Raw genomic sequence first — 22479 nt, 5'->3', positions numbered from 1 at the left:
CGCCCGACGCGTCGAGGTGTTACGAGGCGCCGAAGCGGTCCCTCAGGTCGCGCTTGAGGATCTTGCCGCTGGCGTTGCGGGGAAGGGCGTCCACGAGGAAGACGCGCTTCGGTGCCTTGAAGTGGGCCAGCTTCTCGCGGGCGTGGTCGAGGAGTTCGGCCTCGGTGACCTCCCCGCACGGGACGACGACGGCCGTGACCGCCTCGATCCAGCGCTCGTCGGGGAGACCGATGACCGCCACCTCGGCGACTTCGGGGTGGGTGTAGAGCGCGTCCTCGACCTGGCGGGAGGCGACGAGCACACCACCGGAGTTGATGACGTCCTTCACCCGGTCGACGATCGTGAGGTAGCCCTCGGCGTCGCGGACCGCGAGGTCCCCCGAGTGGAACCAGCCGCCCTTGAAGGCGGCCTTCGTCTCGTCGGGCTTGTCCCAGTAGCCCTCGCACAGCTGCGGGGAGCGGTAGACGATCTCGCCCGGGGTTCCGTCGGGGACGTCGGCGCCGTTCTCGTCGACGACCCGGGCCTCGACGTGCCGGACGGGGCGGCCGCAGGAGTCCATGCGGCCCTCGTGCTCGTCGGGGCCGAGGACGGTGGCGAGCGGGCCGATCTCCGACTGGCCGAAGCAGTTGTAGAAGCGCAGCTCCGGCAGCCGGACGCGCAGCCGCTCCAGGACGGGCACGGGCATGATCGAGGCGCCGTAGTAGGCCTTGCGCAGGGCGGAGAGGTCGCGGGTGGCGAACCCGGGATGGTCGGCGAGGGCGATCCAGACGGTCGGCGGGGCGAAGAAGCTGTCGGCGCGGCCCGTCTCGATCAGGTCGAACAGGACGGCCGGGTCAGGTCCGTCGACGATCGTGTTCTCGGCGCCGACGGCGAGGTACGGCAGCAGGAAGACGTGCATCTGCGCCGAGTGGTAGAGCGGCAGCGCGTGCACGGGCCGGTCGTCCTCGCTCAGGTCGAGCGCCTCGATCGCGCTCGCGTACTCGTGGGCGAGGGCGAGGTGGGTCATCATCGCGCCCTTGGGGAGGGCGGTGGTGCCCGAGGTGTAGAGCAGCTGGGCGAGGTCGCGGGCGTCGCGGTCGGTGAGGTACGGCTCCGGTTCGGCGAGCGCGTCGAGCAGTGAACCGGGGGCGTCCCGCAGCGCCTTGACCGCGAAGCCCTCGGGGATCCGGTCGGCGAGGGCGGGGTCGGCGAGGACGAGTGAACTGTCCGACTGCTCCAGGACGTACGCCAGGTCCTCGCCGGTCAGATGGTGGTTGACCGGCACGTGGATCAGGCCGGACCGGGCGCAGGCGAGGAACGCGATGAGGTAGGCGTCCGAGTTGTGGCCGCACGTCGCCACCCGGGCGTACTCCGGCAGGCCGAGGCCGTGCTCCGGCTCCCGCAGGACGGCCGCGGCGGTGTCGACGGCCGCGTCCAGCTCCGCGTACGTCCAGGTCCGGTCGGCGTACCGGACGGCGGTCCGGTCGGGCACGCGCCGGGCGCTCGCGCGCAGGACGCCGTCGACGGTGCGGCTGAGGAGTCGGTCCATGCGGTGATCCTGGGCGCGGGGAGGGCGGGAGGTCAAGTACCGCGCGGTGCGCCGTGCATGCCCGGACCTCGGATACCGAACGGGATGTTGACAAGGGGCCGCGCGACTGCGTGCATGGGGCAACCCGCAGTGCTCATCCACCCGTTGGGAGGCACCTTGCACCTCCGTACCCGCCTTGAACACCTGGCGCTCACCGGCGCGGCCCTCGCCGTCGTCACGGCCTCGCTCCCCGGCGCGGCGGCCGCCGACTCCGGGGACCGGGGCCGTCACCCGTCCGACCGGGGTCTGTCGGCCGTCATCCGCTACACCGAGTACGGCATCCCGCACATCGTCGCCGAGGACTACGCGAACCTCGGTTTCGGCACGGGCTGGGCGCAGGCCGCCGACCAGGTCTGTGTGCTGGCCGACGGCTTCCTCACCGTGAACGGTGAACGCTCCCGGTACTTCGGCCCGGCCGCCGCCCCGGACGGCTCGCTCTCCTCCGCCGCGACGAACCTCTCCAGCGACCTGTACTTCCGTGGCGTCAAGGACGCGGGCACGGTCGAGGACCTGCTCCGGACCCCCGCGCCGGCCGGGCCGAGCCGGGACGCGAGGGAGCTGATGCGCGGCTGGGCGGCCGGCTACAACGCCTGGCTGCGGAAGAACCGGATCACCGACCCGGCCTGCGCGGGCGCCGAATGGGTCCGTCCGGTGACCGCGCTCGACGTGGCCCGGCGCGGCCTCGCCGTCTCGGTGCTCGGCGGACAGGGCAGGGCCGTGGACGGGATCACGGCGGCCGCGCCGCCGGCACCGCAGGCCCCGTCCCGCGCGGCCGCGCCCGCGCAGGACCCGGACCCTGCTCGTACGGCCGAGGCGGCGCGTGAGCTGTTCGCCGCCGAGAACGCCACCATGGGCTCGAACGCCGTCGCGTTCTCCGGGGCCACGACGGCGAACGGGCGCGGGCTGCTCCTGGGGAACCCGCACTACCCGTGGCAGGGCGGGCGCCGCTTCTGGCAGTCGCAGCAGACCATCCCGGGCGAGCTGAACGTCTCCGGCGCCTCGCTCCTCGGCACGACCGCCGTCAGCATCGGCTTCAACGACAAGGTCGCCTGGAGCCACACCGTCGCCACTGGGGTGCCGCTCAACCTCCACCAGCTGACGCTCGCGCCCGGCGACCCGACCTCCTATTCGGTGGACGGCCGGCCGGAGCGGATGACCCCGCGCGCGGTGACCGTGGCCGTCAAGGACGGTGCCCCCGTCACCCGTACTCAGTGGTGGACCCGGTACGGACCCGTCGTCGGCGGGCTCGGCGCGCAGCTGCCGCTGCCGTGGACCTCGACCACGGCGTACGCGCTGAACGATCCCAACGCCGCGAACCTGCGCGGCTCCGACACCGCGCTCGGCTTCGGCAAGGCCCGCTCCGCGCGGGACATCGCCGACACCCTGCGGCGCACGCAGGGGCTGCCCTGGGTGAACACGATCGCGGCGGACCCCGCGGGGCACTCCCTCTTCAGCCAGTCCCAGGTGCTCCCCCGGATCACCGACGAGCTCGCCGCGCGCTGTTCCACCCCGCTCGGCCGGGCCACCTACCCGGCCTCGGGCGTCGCCGTGCTGGACGGCTCGCGCTCGGAGTGCGCGCTCGGCTCCGATCCCGACGCGGTGCAGCCGGGCGTCTTCGGCCCGTCGAAGATGCCGGTCCTGCGGGACACCCCGTACGTGGAGAACTCCAACGACAGCGCCTGGCTGGCCAACGCCGACCGGCCGTTGACCGGTTACGAGCGGATCTTCGGAACGGTCGCGACCCAGCGCTCGCTGCGTACCCGGGGCGGGATCGAGGACGTGGCGGCCATGGCGGGCCGGGGTGGGCTCACGGTGGCCGACCTCCAGCGTCAGCAGTTCGCCAACCGGGCGCCGGCCGGTGACCTGGCGGCGGCCGACGCGGCGAAGGCCTGCGCGTCGGCCCTGCCGGAGGACCCCGAGGTCTGTCGCGTGATCGGGGCGTGGGACCGGACGGTGAACACCGACAGCCGGGGCGCGCTGCTCTTCGACCGGTTCTGGCGGAAGTTCACCGGCACGGTGAAGCCGGCCGACCAGTGGCTGGTGCCGTTCTCGGCAGCTGATCCGGTCCGCACCCCGCGCACGCTCAACACGGGCGCGCCCGGCTTCGCGCAGGCCCTCAGGGACGCGGCGGCGGAGCTGCGGGCGGCGGGGATCGCGCTGGACGCGCCGCTCGGCGCCCACCAGTTCGTCGTACGGAACGGGGAACGGATCCCGGTGGGCGGCGGGACCGAGTCGCTGGGCATCTGGAACAAGACCGAGCCCGTGTGGAACGCGGCGGGCGGCGGCTACACGGAGGTCGCGCACGGGACCAGCCACGTGCAGGCGGTGGGCTGGGACGGCAGCCGGTGTCCGGTGGCCCGCACCCTGCTCTCGTACTCCCAGTCGTCGAACCCGGCGTCACCGCACTACAGCGACCAGACCCTGCTGTACGCGGGCGAGCGCTGGGTCACCTCCCGGTTCTGCGAGAAGGACATCCTGCGCTCGCCCGGCCTGCGGGTGGTGGTCGTCAGGGGGTGAACGGGCCCGTCACGGGCTGAACGACAGGAACACGAAGGCGGCGAAGATCACGAGATGGACGCCGCCCTGGAGGAGGGTGGCCCGTCCGGGCACCACGGTCAGCGCGCTCACCACACCGGTGAGGGTGAGCAGGACCATGTGGAGCGGTCCCAGACCGAGCACCAGGGGCCCGGACAGCCAGATCGAGGCGAGCGCGATCGCCGGGATGGTCAGGCCGATGCTGGCGATCGCCGAGCCGTACGCGAGGTTGAGGCTGGTCTGCACGCGGTCCCTGCGGGCCGCGCGGACGGCGGCCAGGGTCTCGGGGAGCAGGACCATCAGGGCGATGACGACACCCACGACCGCCTTGGGCAGGCCCGCCGACTCGACGCCGTCCTCGATGGTGGGCGAGATCAGCTTGGCGTTGCCGACGACGGCGACGAGGGCGAGGAGGAGCAGGCCGAGGCTGGCCCAGGTCTCGCGGGTGCCCGGCGGGTCGGCGTGCTCGTCCTCCGACTCCTGCCCCGGGCGCGCGACGGGGAGGAAGTAGTCGCGGTGCCGGAAGGTCTGTACGGCGACGAACACGCCGTACAGACAGATCGAGGCGACGGCGGCGAAGGCGAGCTGCGCGGAGGAGAACTCCGGGCCCTGGTGGCTCGTGGTGAAGGTCGGCAGGACCAGGGTCATGGTGGCGAGGGTGCAGACGGTGGCGAGCGCGCCGCCGGAGCCCTCGGCGTTGAAGACGGCGGTGCGGTTGCGCAGCGCGGAGACGAGCAGGGAGAGGCCGACGATGCCGTTGCACGTGATCATGACGGCGGCGAAGACGGTGTCCCGCGCGTAGGTCGAGGTCTTCTCTCCTCCACCGGCCATCAGGGTGACGATGAGTCCGACCTCGATGACGGTGACGGCCACGGCGAGGACGAGGGAGCCGAAGGGTTCGCCGACGCGGTGGGCGATCACCTCGGCGTGGTGGACGGCCGCGAGGACGGCGGCCATGAGGCAGAGCGCGATGAGGCCGACGGCGAAGCCCGGGAGGTCGCGCCCCCAGGCCGCGCCCAGGGCGAGCGCCGCCACCACCGGCCCCCAGGTGGTCCACTGCCGTGCCGTCGTCGCCGTACTCGAACTCATGATCCGCATCCTGCCACAACGGGGCCTTTCGCCCGTTTCGTTCAGTCGTCGTGCTCGCGAGACCGTGCTCGAACGCGGCGAGGGTCCCGCCGAACATCCGCGACCGTCCTGGACTTCACCCGCGAGGCCGGCGCCGGACCACTGTCAGGCGCGCCAGTCCTCGCAGTACTGGATGTGCAGGGCACCCGGCACGTTGCGGCGGGTCCGCGGCCGCGACCACGAACCCGGGCCGAACTCCACGCAGTAGTGTCCGGCACCCGGATGGCGGTGCCGGTGGGACGGGGCCTCGTCGACGAGGCCGCGCAGTGCGGTGCCGTGCTCCCGGAACGCGGTGGCGCTGCCCACGACGAACAGTGTGTGGGCGGCGATGTGGAAGCCGAGGTGGTCCCGGTACGTCGCGTGGTACCTGCGCTCGTGGTCGATGGCGCTCGCGTCGGGGAAGTCGCCGTCCGGGGTGGCGGCCGTGTGGAGTCTGCCCGCACCGAGCCGGGCCCGGACCTGCTTCCACGAGGCGGTGGGGAACTGCAGGCTGTGGTGGACCAGGACCAGGTCGAGCGCGACCGGCACGCCCCCTCCCGGGCCCTCTTCGGGGGCCGGGTTCGCGCGGATCGGAAGGTGGACCAGGGAGCGGGGCGACCGGGCGGCCAGCGCCCACAGCGCGGTGAGTCGGGTGGCGCCGCCCCGGTCGGCGTACATCGAGAGCCAGTGGCCGTCGTCGCGCAGGGCAAGCCGCGCCGGGGCCGGATCCGGCCGTACGACCCTGACCTCGCCGCTGCCGAGCCTGACCTTGTGCACCCGCACCCGCACCCGCTGTTCCACGCGCCTCCTCACGCCGATCGGCCGCCGCACCCTAACCCGGCCACACCTCCAAGGTGCACGAGTGGCTCGTGAACTTCATGGATATGAAGTGCGCGCGCGTGGGAAGGCAGCCCGCCGGGCTCGACCTCGCCGGGCTGCTCGACGTCGTCGAGGCGGAGATGATGGACGCGCCGGACCGGCTGCAGTGGGCGATGAACCACTGCCCGGCCGGGATCCGGGTCGGGTCCCGCCTCTCAGTACCTCTGTGCTTTGGTGAGTCGCGGCGTGAGCACCGGCTCGGGGGGCTGCCGGCTGATGACCAGGGGCTGCCGGCGCTCGCCGGGCGCGAGGTCCTCGGCGCCGACGAACTGGGTCTCGACGACCTTGCCCGACGGGTCGAGGAAGTCGACCTGGACGGCGTAGGACGCGGTCGCGTCCGTCTTGTTGGTGATGGTGACGACGACGGTGAGCAGGCCGCCCGTTTCGGCCCGGGGCTTGCCGGTCATCCCGACCTCGTTCAGGGCGTTCCCTCTGCCCTCGACGCCCTTCAAGGCGTTCTCCGCCGCCTGCCGGGAGCGTTCCGCCTCGGCGCCGACCGACGCCTGGCGTGACGCCTCCTGTGCGGAGGCCGAGGCCGCCGCGGACGACGCCGAGGCCTGGGCGGACGCGATCCGCGACTCCGCCGCCGAGGCGGCGGAGGAGGGATGGTCGCCGGAGAACGAGGCGGTGTCGGGCGCCGTGGGGCGTTCGCTGAACGCGGGTGCGTCGGCGTCGTCCCCGCCCGAGTCGCAGGACACGAGGGCGACCGCGCCGAGTGCGGTCGCGACGACGGCGACGACGGCGCTCGCCGCCCGAACGCGCACCGACCGGCTCCCGCGGGGCGATGGGGTGTTCATGGGGGGTCCTTCCGGTGACATACGGTCCGCTTCCTCGTCAGTAGCGCGGTACACGCGGAGCCGGTCGTCGACGCTCGGTCGAGACGACCGCGAGCCCGTTCACTGGCGCGACGTGGTCGCACAGCGGCTCCCGCCCCGCGCCGGAGGCCTTCTCGGCCGCGGCGAGGTCGTCGTCACCGATGACGACGAGCTCGACACCCGTGGTCTCCTGGGGGTGCCGAAGAAGGCTGCGCGGCACGAGCGGGGGTGCACGGGGTCAGGGGCCGCCGAAGTTCGATCCACAATTCGACATGTTTGTCTGAAATGGATCTGTTCGCGAGTCGGCGACCGGCCGCCGGGCGAGGCCCGGCCCGGCCCGACGGCGTACGGCGCCGGAGGTCACGCGGCGAGGCAGGTGAGCCCAGGAGCACGCCGGAGCGATCACCGGCCGGGCGACCGGGGACGGGCCCCGCTACCGACAGCGGACCGAGCGGCGCGCCGCTGCCGACGACGATCCGGCCCGGAACACGATCCGCCACTGGAGGACTAGAGCGGGCGCTTGCGCCCCTCCCAGTACGGGTCGCGGAGCCGACGCTTGTACAGCTTGCCGTTGGGGTCGCGGGGCATGGCCGCGATGAAGTCGACCGACTTCGGGCGCTTGAAGCCGGCGAGACGGTCGCCGCAGTGGGCCAGGATCTCGGTGGCGAGCGCATCCCCCGGCTCGTGCCCCTCGGCCGCCTCCACGACCGCCTTGACCTCTTCGCCCCAGTCGGCGTGCGGAATGCCGAAGGCGGCGGCGTCCGCGACGGCGGGGTGGGAGAGCAGCGCCGCCTCGATCTCGGCGGGGTAGATGTTGACCCCGCCTGAGATGATCATGTCGATCTTGCGGTCGCGGAGGTAGAGGTAGCCGTCCTCGTCGAGGAGGCCGAGGTCGCCGACGGTGAAGAAGTCGCCGATGCGGTTCTTCGCGGTCTTCGCCTCGTCCTTGTGGTACTGGAAGCCGCCGGTGTTCATCTTGAGGTAGACGGTGCCGAGTTCGCCGGGCGGCAGCCGCTTCCCGTGGTCGTCGAAGACGGCGATTTCGCTGATCGGCCAGGCCTTGCCGACCGTCCCGGGCCGCTTGAGCCATTCCTCGGCGGTGGCGAAGGCGCCGCCGCCCTCGCTGGCCGCGTAGTACTCCTCGACGCACCGGCCCCACCAGTCGATCATCGCCCGCTTGACGTGCTCCGGGCAGGGTGCGGCGCCGTGGATGGCGTGGCGCATGGAGGTGACGTCGTACCGCTCCCGTACCTCCGCGGGAAGGGCCAGCAGACGGTGGAACTGAGTGGGGACCATGTGCGTGTGGGTGCAGGAGTACCGGTCGATGAGCCGGAGCATGTCCTCGGGCGTCCACCGGTCCATGAGGACGAGCGGATGGCCGATGTGTAGGGCGGCGGCCGCGAACTGGAGCACGGCGGTGTGGTAGAGCGGCGAGCAGACGAGGTGGACGTTGCCGTCGCCGGGCCGGATGCCGAAGATGCCGAGGAAGCCGCCGAGGTGGGTCTCCTCGGGGAGCTTTCCGGGAAGCGGGCGGCGGATGCCCCGGGGACGGCCGGTGGTGCCGGAGGTGTAGTTCATGACCCAGCCGAGCGTGCGGTCGGCGGGGGCCGATGCGTCCTGGCCTTCGAGGAGTTCGGCGTACGGGCGGAAGCCGGGGATCGTGCCGACGGAGTACCGGTGGCTCGTTGCGAGGCCGGCCTCGTCGGCGGCGATGGTCACGGCCTCCGCGAACCGCTCGTGGGCCACGAGGACCTTCGCGCCGGAGTCGGCGACGATCCAGGCGATCTCGGGGCCGACGAAGTGGTGGTTGACGGGGACGAGATAGAACCCGGCCTGGGTGGCGGCGAGATGGGCGGCGAAGAACTCGGGACCGTTGGGCAGGACGACGGCGAACGCGTCGCCGCGTTCGAGACCGGCGGCGCGCAGGCCGTGGACGAGACGGTTGGCCTCGGCGTGCAGCCGGCCCGCGCTCCACTCCTCGCCGTCCGGCGCGACGAGGACCGTGCGGCCGGGGTCGGCGGCGGCCTGGGCCCAGAATCCGGTGGGACCTTGCGTCACTGGAGGCTCCGTCCGGCGATGCGGTTGATGCGGTCGACGGCCTTCTCGAAGCCGCGCGTGAGCTCGTCGACGACCTCCTGGACGCTGCGCTCGGAGGTCATCCGGCCGACGATCTGGCCGACGGGGGTGCCGAGCAGCGGCTCGACCTCGTACCGCTGGATACGGGAGACGGCCTCGGCGACCAGAAGCCCCTGGAGCGGCATGGGGAGCGGGCCGGGTCCCGCCGGGTCGTCCCAGGCGTCGGTCCACTCGGTACGGAGCTGGCGGGCGGGCTTGCCGGTGAGAGCGCGGGAGCGGACCGTGTCGCCGGAGCCGGCGGCGAGCAGCTTGGCGGTGAGGGCGCGCGAGTGCAGCTCGGCCTCGGTGGTGGTGAGCCAGATCGAGCCGAGCCAGACGCCCTGGGCGCCGAGGGCGAGTCCGGCGGCGATCTGCTCGCCGCTGCCGATGCCGCCGGCGGCGAGCACGGGCAGCGGGGAGACCGCGTCGACGACCTCGGGGGTGAGGACCATGGAGGCGATCTCGCCGGTGTGGCCCCCCGCCTCGTACCCCTGCGCCACGACGATGTCGATGCCGGCGTCGGCGTGGTGGCGGGCGTGCCGGGCGCTGCCCGCGAGGGCGGCGACGAGGACGCCGTGGTCGTGGGCGCGGGCGACGACGTCGGGCGGTGGTGATCCGAGGGCGTTGGCGAGGAGTCTGATCGGGTAGTCGAAGGCCACGTCGAGCTGGCTGCGGGCGACCTGCTCCATCCAGCCGGTGATCCGCCAGCCGGAGGCCTCGCCCTCGGCCAGTTCGGGCACGCCGTGCTTGGCGAGGGTGGCGCGGACGAACGCGCGGTGCTCCTCGGGGATCATCGCCTCGACCTCGGCCTCGGTGACCCCTTCGACCTTCTTCGCGGGCATCACGACGTCGAGGCCGTAGGGCAGGCCGTCGGTGTGCTCCTGCATCCAGTCGAGATCGCGGGCGAGGTCGTCGGGCGCGGTGTAGCGGACCGCGCCGAGGACGCCGAACCCGCCGGCTCTGGTGAGCGCGGCGGCCACCGCGGGGAAGGGCGTGAAACCGAAGATGGCGTGCTCGATCCCCAGGGTGCGACTCAGCTCCGTCTCCATGGGCGGCAGGATGCCGCAGCGGCGCGGCGGAGGGAAGACCTTTTCTGATGCATCGTCAGATTCTTTGGGCGTGCGCGACACGGGCGGCGCGGGCGGCACGTCGGCGTTTGGCCGTCGTCCCCGGTGGGAGAGGGTGGGCATGACGGAGGATGGGAAACGAGACGGAAGGCCGAGCCGCCGTGCGTTCGGCGGCGGCGTACTGGCTCTCGGAGGTGCGCTGATGATCGGGGCGGTGCCGGGGGCGGCGGCTGCGGCCGGCCCGGAGCGAGGGGCCGGACCGGGGGCCGCGCGCGGGGCAGCGGTGGCCGCGCGGCGGACCACGCTGCGGCGCGGTTCGGCGGAACGGGCCGGGCTGCTCGCCCCGCACCTGGACGGGCTCGTCGCGGAGGCCGAGCGCTTCCTCGCCCCCTCCCCCGCCCACCCCTGGTACGCGGGCGCCGTCCTGCTCGCCGGGCGGGGCGGGACCGTCGCCCTGCACCGGGCGATCGGCTCGGCCGTGCGGTACGCGGCGTACGACGAGAAGACCGACACCGGCGTCGAGCTGCCGCCCGAGCGGCAGCGTCCCATGACCGAGGAGACCGTCTTCGATCTGGCGTCGGTCTCCAAGTTGTTCACCTCGATCCTGGCGGTGCAGCAGATCGAGCGTGGGGCCCTGGAGCTGGAGGCGAGGGTGACCGCGTACCTGCCGGAGTTCGGCGGCGGCGGGAAGCAGGACGTCACGGTACGGCAGCTGCTCACCCACACCTCCGGGTTCCGGCCCTGGGTCCCGCTCTACCGGGAGCCGACCCGGGAGGGGAAGCTGCGGCTGCTGTGGGCCGAGACCCCGGCGAACCCGCCGGGCTCCACGTACCTCTACTCCGATCTCAACCTGATCTCGCTCCAGCTGATCCTGGAGGCGATCACCGGTCACGGTCTGGACACCCTGCTCCACGACGAGATCACCGCTCCACTCGGGATGCACCGCACGCGTTTCAATCCGCCGCTCTCGTGGCGCCCGGAGATCGCCGCCACCGAGGACGCCCGACCGCCCTGGTCCGGCCTCGACCGGGGCATGGTCTGGGGCGAGGTCCACGACGAGAACGCCCACAGCCTCGGCGGCGTCGCCGGCCACGCCGGGATCTTCTCCCGCGCCTGGGACCTCGCGATCCTCGCCCGTACCCTGCTCAACGGCGGCGCGTACGGCCGGGCCCGCATCCTCTCCCCCGCCTCGGTGGAGCTGATGTTCACCGACTTCAACACCGCGTTCCCCGGCCACGCGCACGGGCTCGGTTTCGAGCTCCACCAGCACTGGTACATGGGCGCCATGGCCACCCCGCGCACGGCGGGGCACACCGGTTTCACCGGGACCAGCCTCGTCCTGGACCCGACGACCGACGCGTTCCTGATCGTGCTCGGCAACTCCGTGCACCCGGTGCGCTCCTGGCGCTCCGGGTCAGCGCCCCGCGTCGCCACGGCGGACCGGCTGGCCAGGGCCGTACCCGTGCGGCCGCCCCGGGGCGGCACCTCCTGGTTCTCCGGCATGGACAGCGGCGCCACCGGCACGCTCACCCTCCCGCCGGTGCCGGGCGCGGCCCGGTTCGCCTGCGCGTTGTGGTGGGACACCGAGCCGGGCGCGGACGCCGCGCGCCTGGAGGCGTCCCGGGACGGCGGCGCGAGCTGGGAGCCGGTGCCGTTCGTGACCGTACGCCCGGGAGAGGAGCCGCGGCCGCATCCCGCCGGGGCGGTGAGCGGCTGGTCCGGCCGGGTCTGGCACCGGCTCACGGCGGACCTGCCGGAGCGGGGTGCCTTCCCCGTACGGCTGCGCTGGCGGTACGAGACGGACAAGCGGTACGTCGGGCGCGGGGTGTACGTGGACGCCGTGCGGGTGCTCGACGCCGCCGGACGGCCGCTCTTCGACGAGGCCCGGCCGGGGGACGGCGCACGGCTGGAGGCGGTGGGGTGGAGCCGCTCGGCGGACTGAGGCGGGGAGGAAGCCAGGGCCGTCACCCTGTCCGGGCGCGCCGTCCCGCCCCGACACGACTCGCCCCGGACCGCCGTCCAGCCCCGCCCCGACTCGCCCCGGACCGCCACCCCGCCCCGCCTCGGCCCGCCTCGCCGCGACTGCGCCCGTCCCGCCCCGTCAGTGTTCCGCGTCCGCCCGCTCCGGTGCCGCCGCCGTGCGGAGTTCCGTCAGGAGCGGGCTGATCAGGGGGTGCTGCTCGGCTCCCCGCCGTACCGCCGCGAAGACCCGGCGGGTGGGGGCGACCCCGTCCACGGGGCGGACGTCGACGCCGGAGAGGTCCATCCCGCGCAGCGCCGAGCGCGGGACGAGCGCCACTCCGGCGGCTGCCGAGGCGAGGGCGGCGACGGCCCGGAAGTCGTCGGACACATGTGCGAAGCGGGGGGCGAAACCGGCGTACTCGCAGGCCAGGACGGTCACGTCGTGGCAGGGGTTGCCGGTGGACTGCCCGATCCAGGTGTCCTTGGCGAGGTCGGCGAGCGCGACCCGCTCGTCGCCCGCCAGGGGGTGACCGGACGGCAGGAGCGCGTCGAACGGTTCGGCGTAGAGCGGGACGCGCGTGAGCCGGTCGTCGTCCTCGCCCGGGGCGCCCCGGTACTCGACCGCGACGGCCGCGTCCACCTGCCGGTCCAGGACCATGAGGAGGCTCTCGTCGCCCTCCGCGTCCCGGACCCGGACCCGGATGCCGGGCGCGGTGCGGGCGAGGGCCGTGATGGCGGGGGCCACGACGAGCCCGATGCCGGTGGCGAACGCGGCGACCGTGACCGTACCGGCGTCGCCCGAGCCGTAGGCGGCGAGCTCGGCCTCGGCGCGCTCCAGCTGGGCGAGCACGGCGTTCGCGTGGCCGAGCAGGATCTCCCCGGCCGGCGTGAGGCGCGCGCCGCGGGCGCTGCGGTCCACCAGGCGGTGGCCGGTCTCCTGCTCCAGGGCGGCGAGCTGCTGGGAGACGGCGGAGGGGGTGAGATAGAGCGCGGCGGCCGCCGCCGTGACCGTGCGGTGGTCGGCCACCGCACGGAGGATGTGCAACCGCCGCGCTTCGATCATTCCCCTAGTGTCTCAGCCTGCGGACACGAGGGAGTGCCTTGGTCAGGCGCCCTGGCCCCGCAGGGCGGCGCGGGCGTCGACGAAGGCGTCCACGGCCCGGTTCACGTCCTCCGTCGAGTGGGCGGCGGAGAGCTGGACGCGGATGCGGGCCTGGCCCTGCGGCACGACGGGGTACGAGAAGCCGATCACGTACACCCCGCGCTCCAGGAGCAGCTCGGCCATCCGGCCGGCCTCGGCCGCGTCGCCGATCATGACGGGGGCGATGGCGTGGTCGCCGGGGAGGATGTCGAAGCCCTCCTCGGTCATGCGGGAGCGGAACAGCGCCGTGTTGGCGTTGAGGCGCTCGCGCAGGTCGCCGGCGGACTCCAGGAGGTCGAGGACCTTCAGGGAGGCGGCGGCGATGACGGGGGCGAGGGTGTTCGAGAAGAGGTACGGGCGGGAGCGCTGGCGCAGCAGGGCGACGATCTCGGCGCGGGCCGCGACGTAACCGCCGGAGGCGCCGCCGAGGGCCTTGCCGAGGGTGCCGGTGATGATGTCGACGCGGTCCATGACGCCGTGCAGCTCGGGGGTGCCGCGGCCGCCGGGGCCGACGAAGCCGACGGCGTGCGAGTCGTCGACCATCACCATGGCGTCGTAGCGTTCGGCCAGGTCGCAGATCTCGTCGAGCGGGGCGACGTAGCCGTCCATGGAGAAGACGCCGTCGGTGACGATCAGCTTGCGCCGGGCGCCGCCCTCGGTGGCCTCCTTGAGCCGCGTCTCCAGGTCGGCCATGTCGCGGTTGGCGTAGCGGAAGCGGCGGGCCTTGGAGAGGCGGATGCCGTCGATGATGGAGGCGTGGTTGAGGGCGTCGGAGATGACGGCGTCCTCGGGGCCGAGGATCGTCTCGAAGACGCCGCCGTTGGCGTCGAAGCAGGAGGAGTAGAGGATCGTGTCCTCCTGGCCGAGGAAGGCCGAGATGCGGGCCTCCAGCTCCTTGTGCACCTCCTGCGTGCCGCAGATGAAGCGGACGGAGGCCATGCCGTAGCCCCAGCGGTCGAGCGCCTCGTGGGCGGCGGCGACCACGTCGGGGTGGTCGGCGAGGCCCAGGTAGTTGTTGGCGCAGAAGTTGAGCACCTCGCCGGGGCGGCCGCCGGCGGTGACCTCGACGGTCGCGGACTGGGGGGTGCCGATGACCCGCTCGGGCTTGTGCAGTCCGGCCTGCTCGATCTCTTCGAGGGTGGCGCGGACGGAGTCGCGTACGGAATCGAACATGGGTCAGGCTCCCGTGGTCCAGTCGAGGATGATCTTGCCGCTCTTGCCGGAGGCCGCGTCGTCGAAGGCGGCTTCGAAGTCGGAGTACGCGTAGCGGCCGGTGATGACGGGGGCGAGGTCGAGACCGCCCTCCAGGAGCACCGACATCGCGTACCAGGTCTCGAACATCTCGCGGCCGTAGATGCCCTTGACCGTGATCATGGAGGTGACGATCTTCGCCCAGTCGACGGAGAAGTCCTCGCTGGGCAGGCCGAGCATGGCGATCTTGCCGCCGTTGGTCATGTTGGCGACCATGTCGCGCATCGCGTGCGGGTTGCCGGACATCTCCAGGCCGACGTCGAAGCCCTCCTTGAGCCCGAGGGTGCGCTGCCCGTCGGCGATGGTCTGCTCGGCGACGTTGAGGGCGAGCGTGACGCCCGTCTTGCGCGCCAGGGCGAGGCGCTCCTCGCTGACGTCGGTGATGACGACGTTGCGGGCGCCGGCGTGCTTGGCGACGGCGGCGGCCATGATGCCGATGGGGCCCGCGCCGGTGACGAGGACGTCCTCCCCGACGAGCGGGAAGGAGAGGGCGGTGTGCACGGCGTTGCCGAAGGGGTCGAAGATCGCGGCGACGTCGAGGTCGACGGGGACGCGGTGCACCCACACGTTGGAGGCGGGCAGCGCCACGTACTCGGCGAAGGCGCCGTCGCGGCCGACGCCCAGGCCGACGGTGGCGCGGCAGAGGTGGCGGCGCCCGGCCAGGCAGTTGCGGCACTTGCCGCAGACGAGGTGCCCCTCGCCGCTGACCAGGTCTCCTACGGTGATGTCGGCGACGTCACGGCCGACGGAGACGACCTCGCCGACGAACTCGTGGCCGATCGTCAGCGGCGTGCCGATCGTCTTCTGCGCCCAGCCGTCCCAGGAGCGGATGTGCAGGTCGGTCCCGCAGATACCGGTCCGCTTGACCTTGATGAGGACGTCTCCGGGGCCTGTCTCCGGCTCGGGCACGTCCGTGAGCCAGAGTCCCGGCTCCGCCTTCAGCTTGACCAGCGCCTTCAATGCAACGGCTCCCGACGTGCGTGTCCTGTGATGTGGGGGTGCGGGCACGGCTGCGCGCCCAAGATCCCCGGAAGAGAATCTTCCGTACGCGGGGCCCGCGGTCCATCGAGGATTTCTTAAGCGCGCTCGCAGATCAGCTTCACACCCCAGGCGGGGACAGGGCGACGTCAACGGGGCCGAACGGAGAGGACCCGGTCGAGGCGGCCCCGGACATTCACCGGCCCAGTGCCGCCATCGCCGCGTTGTGGCCGGGGACGCCGCTCACTCCCCCGCCGCGGATCGCTCCCGCTCCGCACAGGAGGACGTTCGCGTGGGGGGTCTCGACGCCCCAGCGGCCGGTGCTCTCCTTCCCGTACGGGAAGGAGAGGTCGCGGTGGAAGATGTGGCCGCCGGGGAGCCGCAGTTCGCGTTCGAGGTCGAGCGGGGTCTTCGCCTCGACGCAGGGGCGGCCCTCCGCGTCGAGGGCGAGGCAGTCGGCGATCGGCTCGTCCAGGTGGGCGTCGAGCTGGGCGAGGGTCGCGGCGAGGAGCTTCGCGCGCGTGCCCTCGTTGTCGGCGGCGAACAGCCGGGCGGGGGTGTGCAGGCCGAAGAGGGTGAGCGTCTGGTGGCCGGTGGCGGCCAGTTCGGGGCCGAGGATCGTCGGGTCGGTGAGGGAGTGGCAGTAGATCTCGGACGGCGGCGCGGAGGGCAGGCTTCCGGCGGCGGCCTCGGCGTGGGCGGTGGCCAGCTGGCCGTACCCCTCGGCGATGTGGAAGGTGCCGGCGAAGGCCTCGCGCGGGTCGACGGACCGGTCCCGTAGCCTCGGCAGCCGGGTCAGGAGCATGTTGACCTTGAGCTGGGCGCCCTCCGGGGCGGGCGGGGGCGTCTCGCCGAGCAGGGCGGCGAGCTCCTGCGGGGAGGCGTTGACGAGGACCTGGCCGGCCTCGACGGTGCCCTCGCCGTCGGCGGTGCGGTAGGTGAGGGCGGCGCGGTGCCCGTCGGTCTCGATCCGGGTGACCTCGTGGCCGGTGAGGATACGGGCCCCGGCGGCGCGGGCGGCGTCGGCGAGGGCGTCCGTCAGGGCGCCCATGCCGCCGACGGGCACGTCCCAGTCTCCGGTGCCGCCGCCGATGACGTGGTACAGGAAGCAGCGGTTCTGGAGCAGGGAAGGGTCGTGGGCGTCGGCGAAGGTGCCGATGAGGGCGTCGGTGAGCACGACGCCCCGGACGAGGTCGTCGGCGAAGGTCTTCTCGACGGTGACGCCGAGGGGTTCCTCGAAGAGCATCCGCCAGGTGTCGGCGTCGTCGACGCGGGCGCGCAGCTCGGCGCGGGTGGGGAGCGGTTCGGTGAGGGTGGGGAAGATGCGGCGGGCGGCCTGGCCCGTGCGGGCGTAGAAGGCCCGCCATGCCTCGTGCGCGGCGTCCGAGCCGGTGAGCGCGGCGAAGGAGGCCCGGGTGCGCTCGGGTCCGCCCCCGACGAGGAGGCCGCCGTCGCCCTTCGGGGTGTACGAGGAGACGGACCGTTTCCGCACGGCGAACCGCAGTCCGAGTTCCCGCACGATCTTCTCCGGGAGGAGCGAGACCAGGTACGAGTACCGCGAGAGCCGTGCGTCGACCCCGGCGAACGGCCGCGTCGACACGGCTGCCCCGCCGGTGGAGCCGAGCCGCTCCAGGACGAGGACGGTGCGTCCGGCGCGGGCCAGATAGGCGGCGGCGACAAGCCCGTTGTGCCCGCCTCCGACGATGACGGCGTCGTACGAGCGGGACCCTGCGGAAGCGTGAGGGGCGGTCATGGCTCATGCTCACACGCACCGGTGCGCCGGGGGAACCCCGCCGCCGTGCGTCATGATCGCGGGATGACTGAGATCGTTCTGATGTCGGATCCGAGGGTCGCCGCCATACCCGTGACGGAGTGCGGTGAGCGCCTGGTGGACGTCCGCCGGGCCGGTCCGCTGCTCGTCGACACGCGCAAGCGGGATGCGGCGGACGCGTTCGCGCACCTGCGGGAGGGCGTCGTCGAGCGGCTCCTGACCGCGCAGGAGCTGCTGCCGGAAGGTCTGCGGCTGCTGTTCGTCGAGGGGTACCGCCCTCCGGCGCTCCAGCGGGCCTATTTCGAGGAGTACGCCGGCGAACTCCGCGCGCTCCGTCCCGGGTGGCCCGAGGAGCGGATCCTGTCGGCGGCGAGCCGGTACGTCTCCCCGCCCGAGATCGCCCCGCACAGCGCCGGCGCGGCCGTCGACCTCACCCTGGCCTGGGCCGACGGGCGGGAACTCGACCTGGGGACGCGGATGAACGCGTCCCCGGAGGAGAGCGGCGGCGCCTGCTACACCCAGGCCGAGGGCATCGGTGCGGAGGCCCGCGCCCATCGGGAGCTGCTCGGCTCCGTGCTCACCGCGGCGGGCCTGGTGAACTACCCGACGGAGTGGTGGCACTGGTCGTTCGGCGACCGCTACTGGGCCCTGGCCACCGGGGCACTCTCGGCCCGGTACGGCCCGAAGGAGCTCACGCCGTCCGGCTGATGCTCACGCCCCCGGCGGGGACGCCGCTCTCAGGAGCAGGGCGGCCGCTTCGGCGTGTCGGCCGAGGCGCTCCAGGCAGAGGGCCTCGGCGTCGAGGGCGGCGAGGGTGTCGGGGTGCGCGGGTCCGAGGAGGCGGGTGCGGACGGCGGTGATCGCCCGGTGGCACTCCAGCGCCTCCTCCCAGCGGTCGAGCCTCCCGAGGGCGACGGCCGTCTCCCAGCGGCTGAGGAGCGTGTCGGGGTGGTCGGCACCGAGCACCCGCTCGCGGTCGGCGTGCACGCCCTCCGACTCCGCGAGCGCCTCCCTCCAGCGCCCGAGCCGCCCGAGGTTGACGGCGACGGCCTGGCGGCCGCGGAGCGTCTCCGGCCCGTCGGGGCCCTCGGCGCGGGTACGGGCGGCCACGAGCTCACGGCAGAGGTCGAGGGCGTCCGCGGCCCTGCCGAGCCGGCCGAGGCAGACCCCGGTCTCGTAGCGGGCGGCGAGGGTGTCCGGGTGGTCGGGGCCGAGGGCGGCGGCCCGCGCTTCGGCGACCGCGCGGTACTGGACGAGCGCTTCCTCTCCGCGCCCGAGGCGGGTGAGGGTGTACGCCACCTCGTGGCGGGTCACGAGGGTGTCGGGGTGTGCCTCGCCGAGCAGCCGGGACCGGGCCTGGGCGACCTCGTGCGCCGTACGGTACGACTCCTCCAGACGGCCGAGACGGCCCAGCGTGAAGGCCATGTTGTGGCGACAGCGCAGGGTGTCGGGGTGGTCGGGGCCGACGGTGCGCTCACGGGCGGCGAGCACCTCGGCGTACACCTCGTACGCCTCGGGGTGCCGTCCGAGTCGGCCGAGGGCGTAGGCCCGCTCCTGTCGGGCGGCCAGGGTGTCGGGGTGGTCGTCGCCGAGCACGCGGGCGCGGGCCTCGGCGACCTTGCCGAAGACGTGCAGGGCGTCGGCGGGGCGGTCGAGCCGGGCGAGGGCGAAGCCGACCTCGTACTGACTGGTCAGGGTGTCGGGATGGTCCTCGCCGAGGGTCCGCGCGCGGTCCCGGGCGACGGACCGGTGTACGGACTCGGCTTCGTCCCAGCGGCCGAGCCGGCCGAGGCCCATCCCGGCCCGGAAACGCCCGGCGAGCACGGCGATCAGCTCCGCCGAGGGCGCGGGGGCGGGCGGCGGCGGGCCGCCGGCGCCCGCGGTGGTCCACTCGGCGGTGAGGACGGCCGCGGCGGGGTCGTGGAGGGCCGGGCGCGGTCCGGTGACGGCAGCCGGTCGGGGGCCGCCGGTGAGTCCCCGGGCCCACGCGGGCGCGGGGCCCGTCTCCGCGGCCACGGGCAGGGCGCCGGACACGGGTACGGGCAGGGGGACGGTCAGCGGCAGGACGGGGAGCGCGGGCGTCTCGGCCGGCGACGGGAAGGGGGCCGGCGGGAAGCGGCCCGAGACGATCCGGCGCCGGAGGTCGCCCGCGTCGGCGGGCCGCTCCTCGGGGACCTTGGCGAGCAGGTCGACGACGATCCGGTCGAAGAAGTCCGGCAGTTCGGCCCGGAGCGCGCGCGGCGGGCTCGGCACCGTGTCCCGGTGGCCGATGAGGATCGCCCAGGAGTCGCCGAGGTCGAAGGGCGGGGCGCCGGTGGCCAGTTCGTACAGGACGCAGCCAAGGGAGTAGAGGTCGCTGCGGTGGTCGACCTCGCCGCCGCCGATCTGCTCCGGGGACATGTAGTGCGGGGTGCCCATCGCGATGCCGGTCCCGGTGAGCTTGGAGGTCAAGCCCATGTCGGCGCCGAGTCGCGCTATCCCGAAGTCGCAGATCTTCACCGTGCCGTCCCGCAGCCGCATGATGTTCGCGGGCTTCAGGTCGCGGTGCACGATGCCCTGCCGGTGCGTGTACGCGAGGGCGTCGGCGACCTGGTCGGCGATCTCGACGACCTCCTGGACGGGCAGCGGCTGCTGGTCGTTGGAGACGAGGAGCTGGCTGAGGTTGCGCCCCTCCAGGAGCTCCATGACGAGGAACAGCACCCCGTCGTACTCGCCGAAGTCGTGCACGACGGTGATGCCCCGGTGCTGGAGCGCCGCCGCCACCCGGGCCTCGCGGCGGAAACGCTCGCGCACCACGGTGAGGACCTGCGGGTCCTGCTGCGGTCCCAGCGGTTTGAGGCACTTCACGGCGACGCCGCGTCCGAGCGCCTCGTCGGTGGCGCGCCACACCTCGCCCATGCCCCCGCGGCCGATGACCTCGTGCAGGCGGTACCGGCCCTGGATCAGTCTGGAGTCCCCCATCGTGTGCTGCCGCCCCCGTCGATTCCGTACTGCCTCCTCGGCTCCTCCAGTATGGCCGCCGGGTCGGACAGTGAATACGGGGCGGGGTACGCGTACGGGTCGGGCCGGGTGTCCGGGCCGAGGCGGTCCATGGCGCGCAGGATGTGCCGGGGTGGCAGCCGCCAGCGCAGGCGGGCGGGGACGCGGCGCAGGTGGCCGGCCGCGGCGACGAGCCGCCGGGTGACGGTCTCCGGCGGCGGGGCGGGCCGGCCGTAGAGCGCGTGGGCGTACGGGGGCAGGGTGTCGTACGCGAGTGCGGTGACGCGCCGCCAGATCACCTCGCGCGCCGGGACCAGGGCGGGTTTCACGGGCGGGCGGCGCAGGAAGTCCTCGACGGTCCGGGCGTCCGGTCCGGCGGCGAGCCGGGGTCGGACCGTCTCGAAGTAGGCGGCGAGCGCGGCGGTGGACGCCGGGACGGTGTCCGGATCGAGCCCGACGAGCCGGGCCGAGGTGCGGTGTTCGTCGACGTACCGGTCGGCCTGGGCGTCGGTGAGCGGGATGCCGGAGCGGCGCGCGACCGAGAGGTACGAGTCGGTCTCGGCGCAGTGGACCCAGAGGAGCAGCTCGGGGTCGTCCACGCCGAGCAGCCGGTGGATCCGCCGGACACGGGCGCCGGCCGCCTCGGCGGCCTCGGTGGTCCCGTAGCTGAGGGTCCCGACGAAGTTCGCGGTCCGCATCAGCCGGCCCCAGGGGTCTTGCCGGAAACCGCTGTTGATCATCACGCCGCGGACGGCGACGGGGTGCAGCGCCTGGAGCCAGAGGGCGCGGACCCCGGCGATCCACATCACGGGGTCGCTGTGCAGCTGCCAGGTCACGGAGCGGGGACCGAAGAGCCCGGGGTCGGCGTCCTGCCTCATGGCGCTCAGGCTACGCCGGAACCGGCCCCGGGGAACCGGTCCGTACGCGCCCTCTTCGGTCCGTGGTGCGGGCTGCCGTCCGTCGGTTCGGGATTCCCGCCGTGCCGGACGCCGGACGCCGGGCTGCCGGCTCCGGTCAGCCGATGCGTGGGCTGCGGCGTTCGACCAGGACGGTGTCGCGCCAGACGCCGTGGTGCCGCCCGATGCGTTCACGGGTGCCGATGACGCGGAAGCCGGCGCGGGCGTGGACGGCGAGGCTCGCGGCGTTCTCGGGGAAGATGCCGGACTGGATGGTCCAGATGCCGGCCGCCTCGGTGGACGCGACGAGCGCGTCGAGGAGCGCGGAGGCGACGCCCCGGCCGCGGGCGTCGGGATGGACGTAGACCGAGTGCTCGACGACTCCGGCGTACGCGCACCGGTCGGAGACCCGGCTGACGGCGACCCAGCCGAGGACGCGCCCGGCGTCGCCGAGAGCGGCGAAGCGGTGCTCGGGAAGCTTGGCCGCGTCGAACTGCTTCCAGGTCGGGGCGACGGTCTCGAAGGTGGCGTTGCCCTCGTCGACACCGGCCTGGTAGATGGCGACGACCGCGTCGGCGTGCTCCGCGGTGAGCGGCACGACGACGGTGGAGGTGGTCATGCGACGGCCGCCCTTCTCTTCGGCATCCGCCCATGGTGGCACAGGCCGGCCGGCCCGGGCCCCTGTCCTCCGTCCGCCGGAATGTGGCGCTCGGAGCCCGACTACCAGGCCGGGGTGTACCGGGACGTCCCGCTGCGGCGCCCGGCGCGACACGCTGGGGCGGACGACGTGGGAGTTCCCCGGAGGCCGCGAGGGCGGCAACCGTCACCTGGTCCTGGGCGTCGGGGAGGCCGACATCGAGGTCCACGACTGGTCCTTCGGGGGCCGTCCGACGTCCAGCACGTGAGACCGGCCGAAGGGGTCGCCCGCGCGCCGTCTAAGGTGCCCCTACCCCTGGCCGGTACGCCGTGACCAGGCCACCTGATTCCCCCACGAGGACGCCCATGTTCCCTGTCAACGAGTACTTCGACGGCTCGGTCAAGTCGATCGCGTTCACGCAGGAGGAGGGCCCGGCGACCATCGGTGTCATGGCCCCGGGCGAGTACGAGTTCGGCACCGCCGCGCCGGAGGTCATGCACGTGGTCAGCGGCGCGCTGACGGTCAGGCTGCCCGGCGCCGACGCGTGGAAGACCTTCGCCGCCGGAGACCGCTTCGAGGTCCCCGGGGACAGCCGCTTCCAGCTCAAGGTCGCGGTGGAGACGGCCTACCTCTGCGAGTACCGCTGAGCGACGAGCCCGCCCGGCTGGTCAGGACAGCGAGTTGTCGCCGCGCAGCCGGCATCGCGGGAACGTGGCGAAGGTCCGGCCCCCACGCAGGTGAGGGCCGAGCCGTCCGGCTCGACGTAGGCGGCGGCTGGC

General features: G+C 73.6%; 18 protein-coding genes and 1 pseudogene. 5 read left to right on the top strand and 14 right to left on the bottom strand.

Going from position 1 to position 22479, the window contains the following annotated elements:
• Window positions 1-19 precede the first annotated feature (19 nt).
• Window positions 20-1528: a fatty acyl-CoA synthetase gene (locus ACZ51I_RS13100; protein ID WP_468874788.1), complete on the bottom strand. Its 1509-nt coding sequence runs from the start codon at window positions 1526-1528 to the stop codon at window positions 20-22.
• A gap of 156 nt (window positions 1529-1684) precedes the next feature.
• Between ACZ51I_RS13100 and ACZ51I_RS13095 the strand changes: the two genes are divergently transcribed.
• A complete protein-coding gene (locus tag ACZ51I_RS13095; RefSeq protein WP_468874785.1) occupies window positions 1685-4084 on the top strand; it encodes a penicillin acylase family protein in 2400 nt (799 codons plus the stop codon).
• A gap of 9 nt (window positions 4085-4093) precedes the next feature.
• Here ACZ51I_RS13095 and ACZ51I_RS13090 read toward each other — a convergent pair whose 3' ends face one another.
• Together ACZ51I_RS13090 and ACZ51I_RS13085 are read right to left on the bottom strand one after the other, a co-directional pair.
• Window positions 4094-5191: a calcium:cation antiporter gene (locus tag ACZ51I_RS13090; RefSeq protein WP_468874782.1), complete on the bottom strand. Its 1098-nt coding sequence runs from the start codon at window positions 5189-5191 to the stop codon at window positions 4094-4096.
• 144 nt (window positions 5192-5335) lie between these two features.
• Entirely contained in the window at window positions 5336-6010 is a 675-nt protein-coding gene (locus ACZ51I_RS13085) for a hypothetical protein (RefSeq protein ID WP_468874780.1), read from the bottom strand.
• A gap of 92 nt (window positions 6011-6102) precedes the next feature.
• On the opposite strand from ACZ51I_RS13085, the pseudogene ACZ51I_RS13080 reads away from it, so the two are divergent.
• A pseudogene (locus tag ACZ51I_RS13080) lies at window positions 6103-6231 on the top strand (DNA alkylation repair protein); the annotation flags it as partial.
• A gap of 12 nt (window positions 6232-6243) precedes the next feature.
• Here the strand turns inward: ACZ51I_RS13080 and ACZ51I_RS13075 are convergent.
• The 4 genes from ACZ51I_RS13075 to ACZ51I_RS13060 all read right to left on the bottom strand — a co-directional run bounded on the left by ACZ51I_RS13075 (window position 6244) and on the right by ACZ51I_RS13060 (window position 10067).
• Window positions 6244-6885 (bottom strand): FxLYD domain-containing protein, encoded by a 642-nt coding sequence (locus ACZ51I_RS13075; RefSeq protein WP_468874777.1) that lies wholly within the window; start codon window positions 6883-6885, stop codon window positions 6244-6246.
• Window positions 6886-6922: 37 nt separating this feature from the next.
• A complete protein-coding gene (locus ACZ51I_RS13070) occupies window positions 6923-7123 on the bottom strand; it encodes a hypothetical protein (protein ID WP_468874775.1) in 201 nt (66 codons plus the stop codon).
• 287 nt (window positions 7124-7410) lie between these two features.
• Entirely contained in the window at window positions 7411-8961 is a 1551-nt protein-coding gene (locus ACZ51I_RS13065; protein WP_468874772.1) for an acyl-CoA synthetase, read from the bottom strand.
• A complete protein-coding gene (locus tag ACZ51I_RS13060) occupies window positions 8958-10067 on the bottom strand; it encodes an NAD(P)H-dependent flavin oxidoreductase (protein ID WP_468874770.1) in 1110 nt (369 codons plus the stop codon). Before ACZ51I_RS13060 ends, ACZ51I_RS13065 begins: the two co-directional genes overlap by 4 nt.
• Window positions 10068-10206: 139 nt before the next feature.
• Between ACZ51I_RS13060 and ACZ51I_RS13055 the strand changes: the two genes are divergently transcribed.
• Window positions 10207-12027 (top strand): serine hydrolase domain-containing protein, encoded by a 1821-nt coding sequence (locus tag ACZ51I_RS13055; RefSeq protein ID WP_468874767.1) that lies wholly within the window; start codon window positions 10207-10209, stop codon window positions 12025-12027.
• 159 nt (window positions 12028-12186) lie between these two features.
• Here the strand turns inward: ACZ51I_RS13055 and ACZ51I_RS13050 are convergent, their stop codons facing one another.
• The 4 genes from ACZ51I_RS13050 to ACZ51I_RS13035 all read right to left on the bottom strand — a co-directional run bounded on the left by ACZ51I_RS13050 (window position 12187) and on the right by ACZ51I_RS13035 (window position 17170).
• On the bottom strand, window positions 12187-13110 hold the full coding sequence (locus ACZ51I_RS13050; RefSeq protein ID WP_468874764.1) for a LysR family transcriptional regulator: 924 nt from the start codon (window positions 13108-13110) through the stop codon (window positions 12187-12189).
• Window positions 13111-13152: 42 nt separating this feature from the next.
• A complete protein-coding gene (locus ACZ51I_RS13045) occupies window positions 13153-14361 on the bottom strand; it encodes a glycine C-acetyltransferase (protein WP_468874761.1) in 1209 nt (402 codons plus the stop codon).
• Window positions 14362-14364: 3 nt separating this feature from the next.
• Complete coding sequence (gene tdh / locus ACZ51I_RS13040; protein WP_468874759.1) at window positions 14365-15399, bottom strand: L-threonine 3-dehydrogenase; 1035 nt, start codon at window positions 15397-15399, stop codon at window positions 14365-14367.
• A gap of 214 nt (window positions 15400-15613) precedes the next feature.
• The gene (locus ACZ51I_RS13035; RefSeq protein ID WP_468874757.1) at window positions 15614-17170 is read right to left on the bottom strand and encodes a phytoene desaturase family protein; all 1557 of its coding nucleotides are present in this window, start codon (window positions 17168-17170) and stop codon (window positions 15614-15616) included.
• A gap of 63 nt (window positions 17171-17233) precedes the next feature.
• Here ACZ51I_RS13035 and ACZ51I_RS13030 point away from each other — a divergent pair, with 63 nt between their 5' ends.
• On the top strand, window positions 17234-17896 hold the full coding sequence (locus tag ACZ51I_RS13030) for a M15 family metallopeptidase (protein WP_468874754.1): 663 nt from the start codon (window positions 17234-17236) through the stop codon (window positions 17894-17896).
• Window positions 17897-17899: 3 nt separating this feature from the next.
• On the opposite strand, the gene ACZ51I_RS13025 is transcribed toward ACZ51I_RS13030, so the two are convergent.
• The 3 genes from ACZ51I_RS13025 to ACZ51I_RS13015 all read right to left on the bottom strand — a co-directional run bounded on the left by ACZ51I_RS13025 (window position 17900) and on the right by ACZ51I_RS13015 (window position 21682).
• Complete coding sequence (locus ACZ51I_RS13025) at window positions 17900-20149, bottom strand: serine/threonine-protein kinase (protein WP_468874752.1); 2250 nt, start codon at window positions 20147-20149, stop codon at window positions 17900-17902.
• Window positions 20131-21045, bottom strand: a complete 915-nt coding sequence (locus tag ACZ51I_RS13020) for an oxygenase MpaB family protein (protein ID WP_468874750.1) — start codon at window positions 21043-21045, stop codon at window positions 20131-20133. The genes ACZ51I_RS13025 and ACZ51I_RS13020 overlap by 19 nt, the downstream gene beginning before the upstream one ends.
• A gap of 136 nt (window positions 21046-21181) precedes the next feature.
• A complete protein-coding gene (locus ACZ51I_RS13015; protein WP_468874748.1) occupies window positions 21182-21682 on the bottom strand; it encodes a GNAT family N-acetyltransferase in 501 nt (166 codons plus the stop codon).
• Window positions 21683-22065: 383 nt separating this feature from the next.
• On the opposite strand from ACZ51I_RS13015, the gene ppnP reads away from it, so the two are divergent.
• Window positions 22066-22347, top strand: coding sequence for a pyrimidine/purine nucleoside phosphorylase (ppnP, locus tag ACZ51I_RS13010; RefSeq protein ID WP_468874746.1), 282 nt, complete (start codon window positions 22066-22068; stop codon window positions 22345-22347).
• Window positions 22348-22479: the final 132 nt, after the last annotated feature.

The organism is Streptomyces sp. NPDC034084 (assembly GCF_055575535.1).
This window is presented reverse-complemented; position numbering and strand designations above follow the sequence as displayed.

Bases quoted from the DNA above. Each gene is read 5' to 3' on its own strand.
- ACZ51I_RS13020 (WP_468874750.1), bottom strand. From the start codon at position 21,045: ATGAGGCAGGACGCCGACCCCGGGCTCTTCGGTCCCCGCTCCGTGACC.
- ppnP (WP_468874746.1), top strand. From the start codon at position 22,066: ATGTTCCCTGTCAACGAGTACTTCGACGGCTCGGTCAAGTCGATCGCG.
- ACZ51I_RS13045 (WP_468874761.1), bottom strand. From the start codon at position 14,361: ATGTTCGATTCCGTACGCGACTCCGTCCGCGCCACCCTCGAAGAGATC.
- ACZ51I_RS13060 (WP_468874770.1), bottom strand. From the start codon at position 10,067: ATGGAGACGGAGCTGAGTCGCACCCTGGGGATCGAGCACGCCATCTTC.
- ACZ51I_RS13075 (WP_468874777.1), bottom strand. From the start codon at position 6,885: ATGAACACCCCATCGCCCCGCGGGAGCCGGTCGGTGCGCGTTCGGGCG.
- ACZ51I_RS13035 (WP_468874757.1), bottom strand. From the start codon at position 17,170: ATGACCGCCCCTCACGCTTCCGCAGGGTCCCGCTCGTACGACGCCGTC.
- ACZ51I_RS13050 (WP_468874764.1), bottom strand. From the start codon at position 13,110: ATGATCGAAGCGCGGCGGTTGCACATCCTCCGTGCGGTGGCCGACCAC.
- ACZ51I_RS13015 (WP_468874748.1), bottom strand. From the start codon at position 21,682: ATGACCACCTCCACCGTCGTCGTGCCGCTCACCGCGGAGCACGCCGAC.
- ACZ51I_RS13025 (WP_468874752.1), bottom strand. From the start codon at position 20,149: ATGGGGGACTCCAGACTGATCCAGGGCCGGTACCGCCTGCACGAGGTC.
- ACZ51I_RS13090 (WP_468874782.1), bottom strand. From the start codon at position 5,191: ATGAGTTCGAGTACGGCGACGACGGCACGGCAGTGGACCACCTGGGGG.
- ACZ51I_RS13030 (WP_468874754.1), top strand. From the start codon at position 17,234: ATGACTGAGATCGTTCTGATGTCGGATCCGAGGGTCGCCGCCATACCC.
- ACZ51I_RS13100 (WP_468874788.1), bottom strand. From the start codon at position 1,528: ATGGACCGACTCCTCAGCCGCACCGTCGACGGCGTCCTGCGCGCGAGC.
- ACZ51I_RS13055 (WP_468874767.1), top strand. From the start codon at position 10,207: ATGACGGAGGATGGGAAACGAGACGGAAGGCCGAGCCGCCGTGCGTTC.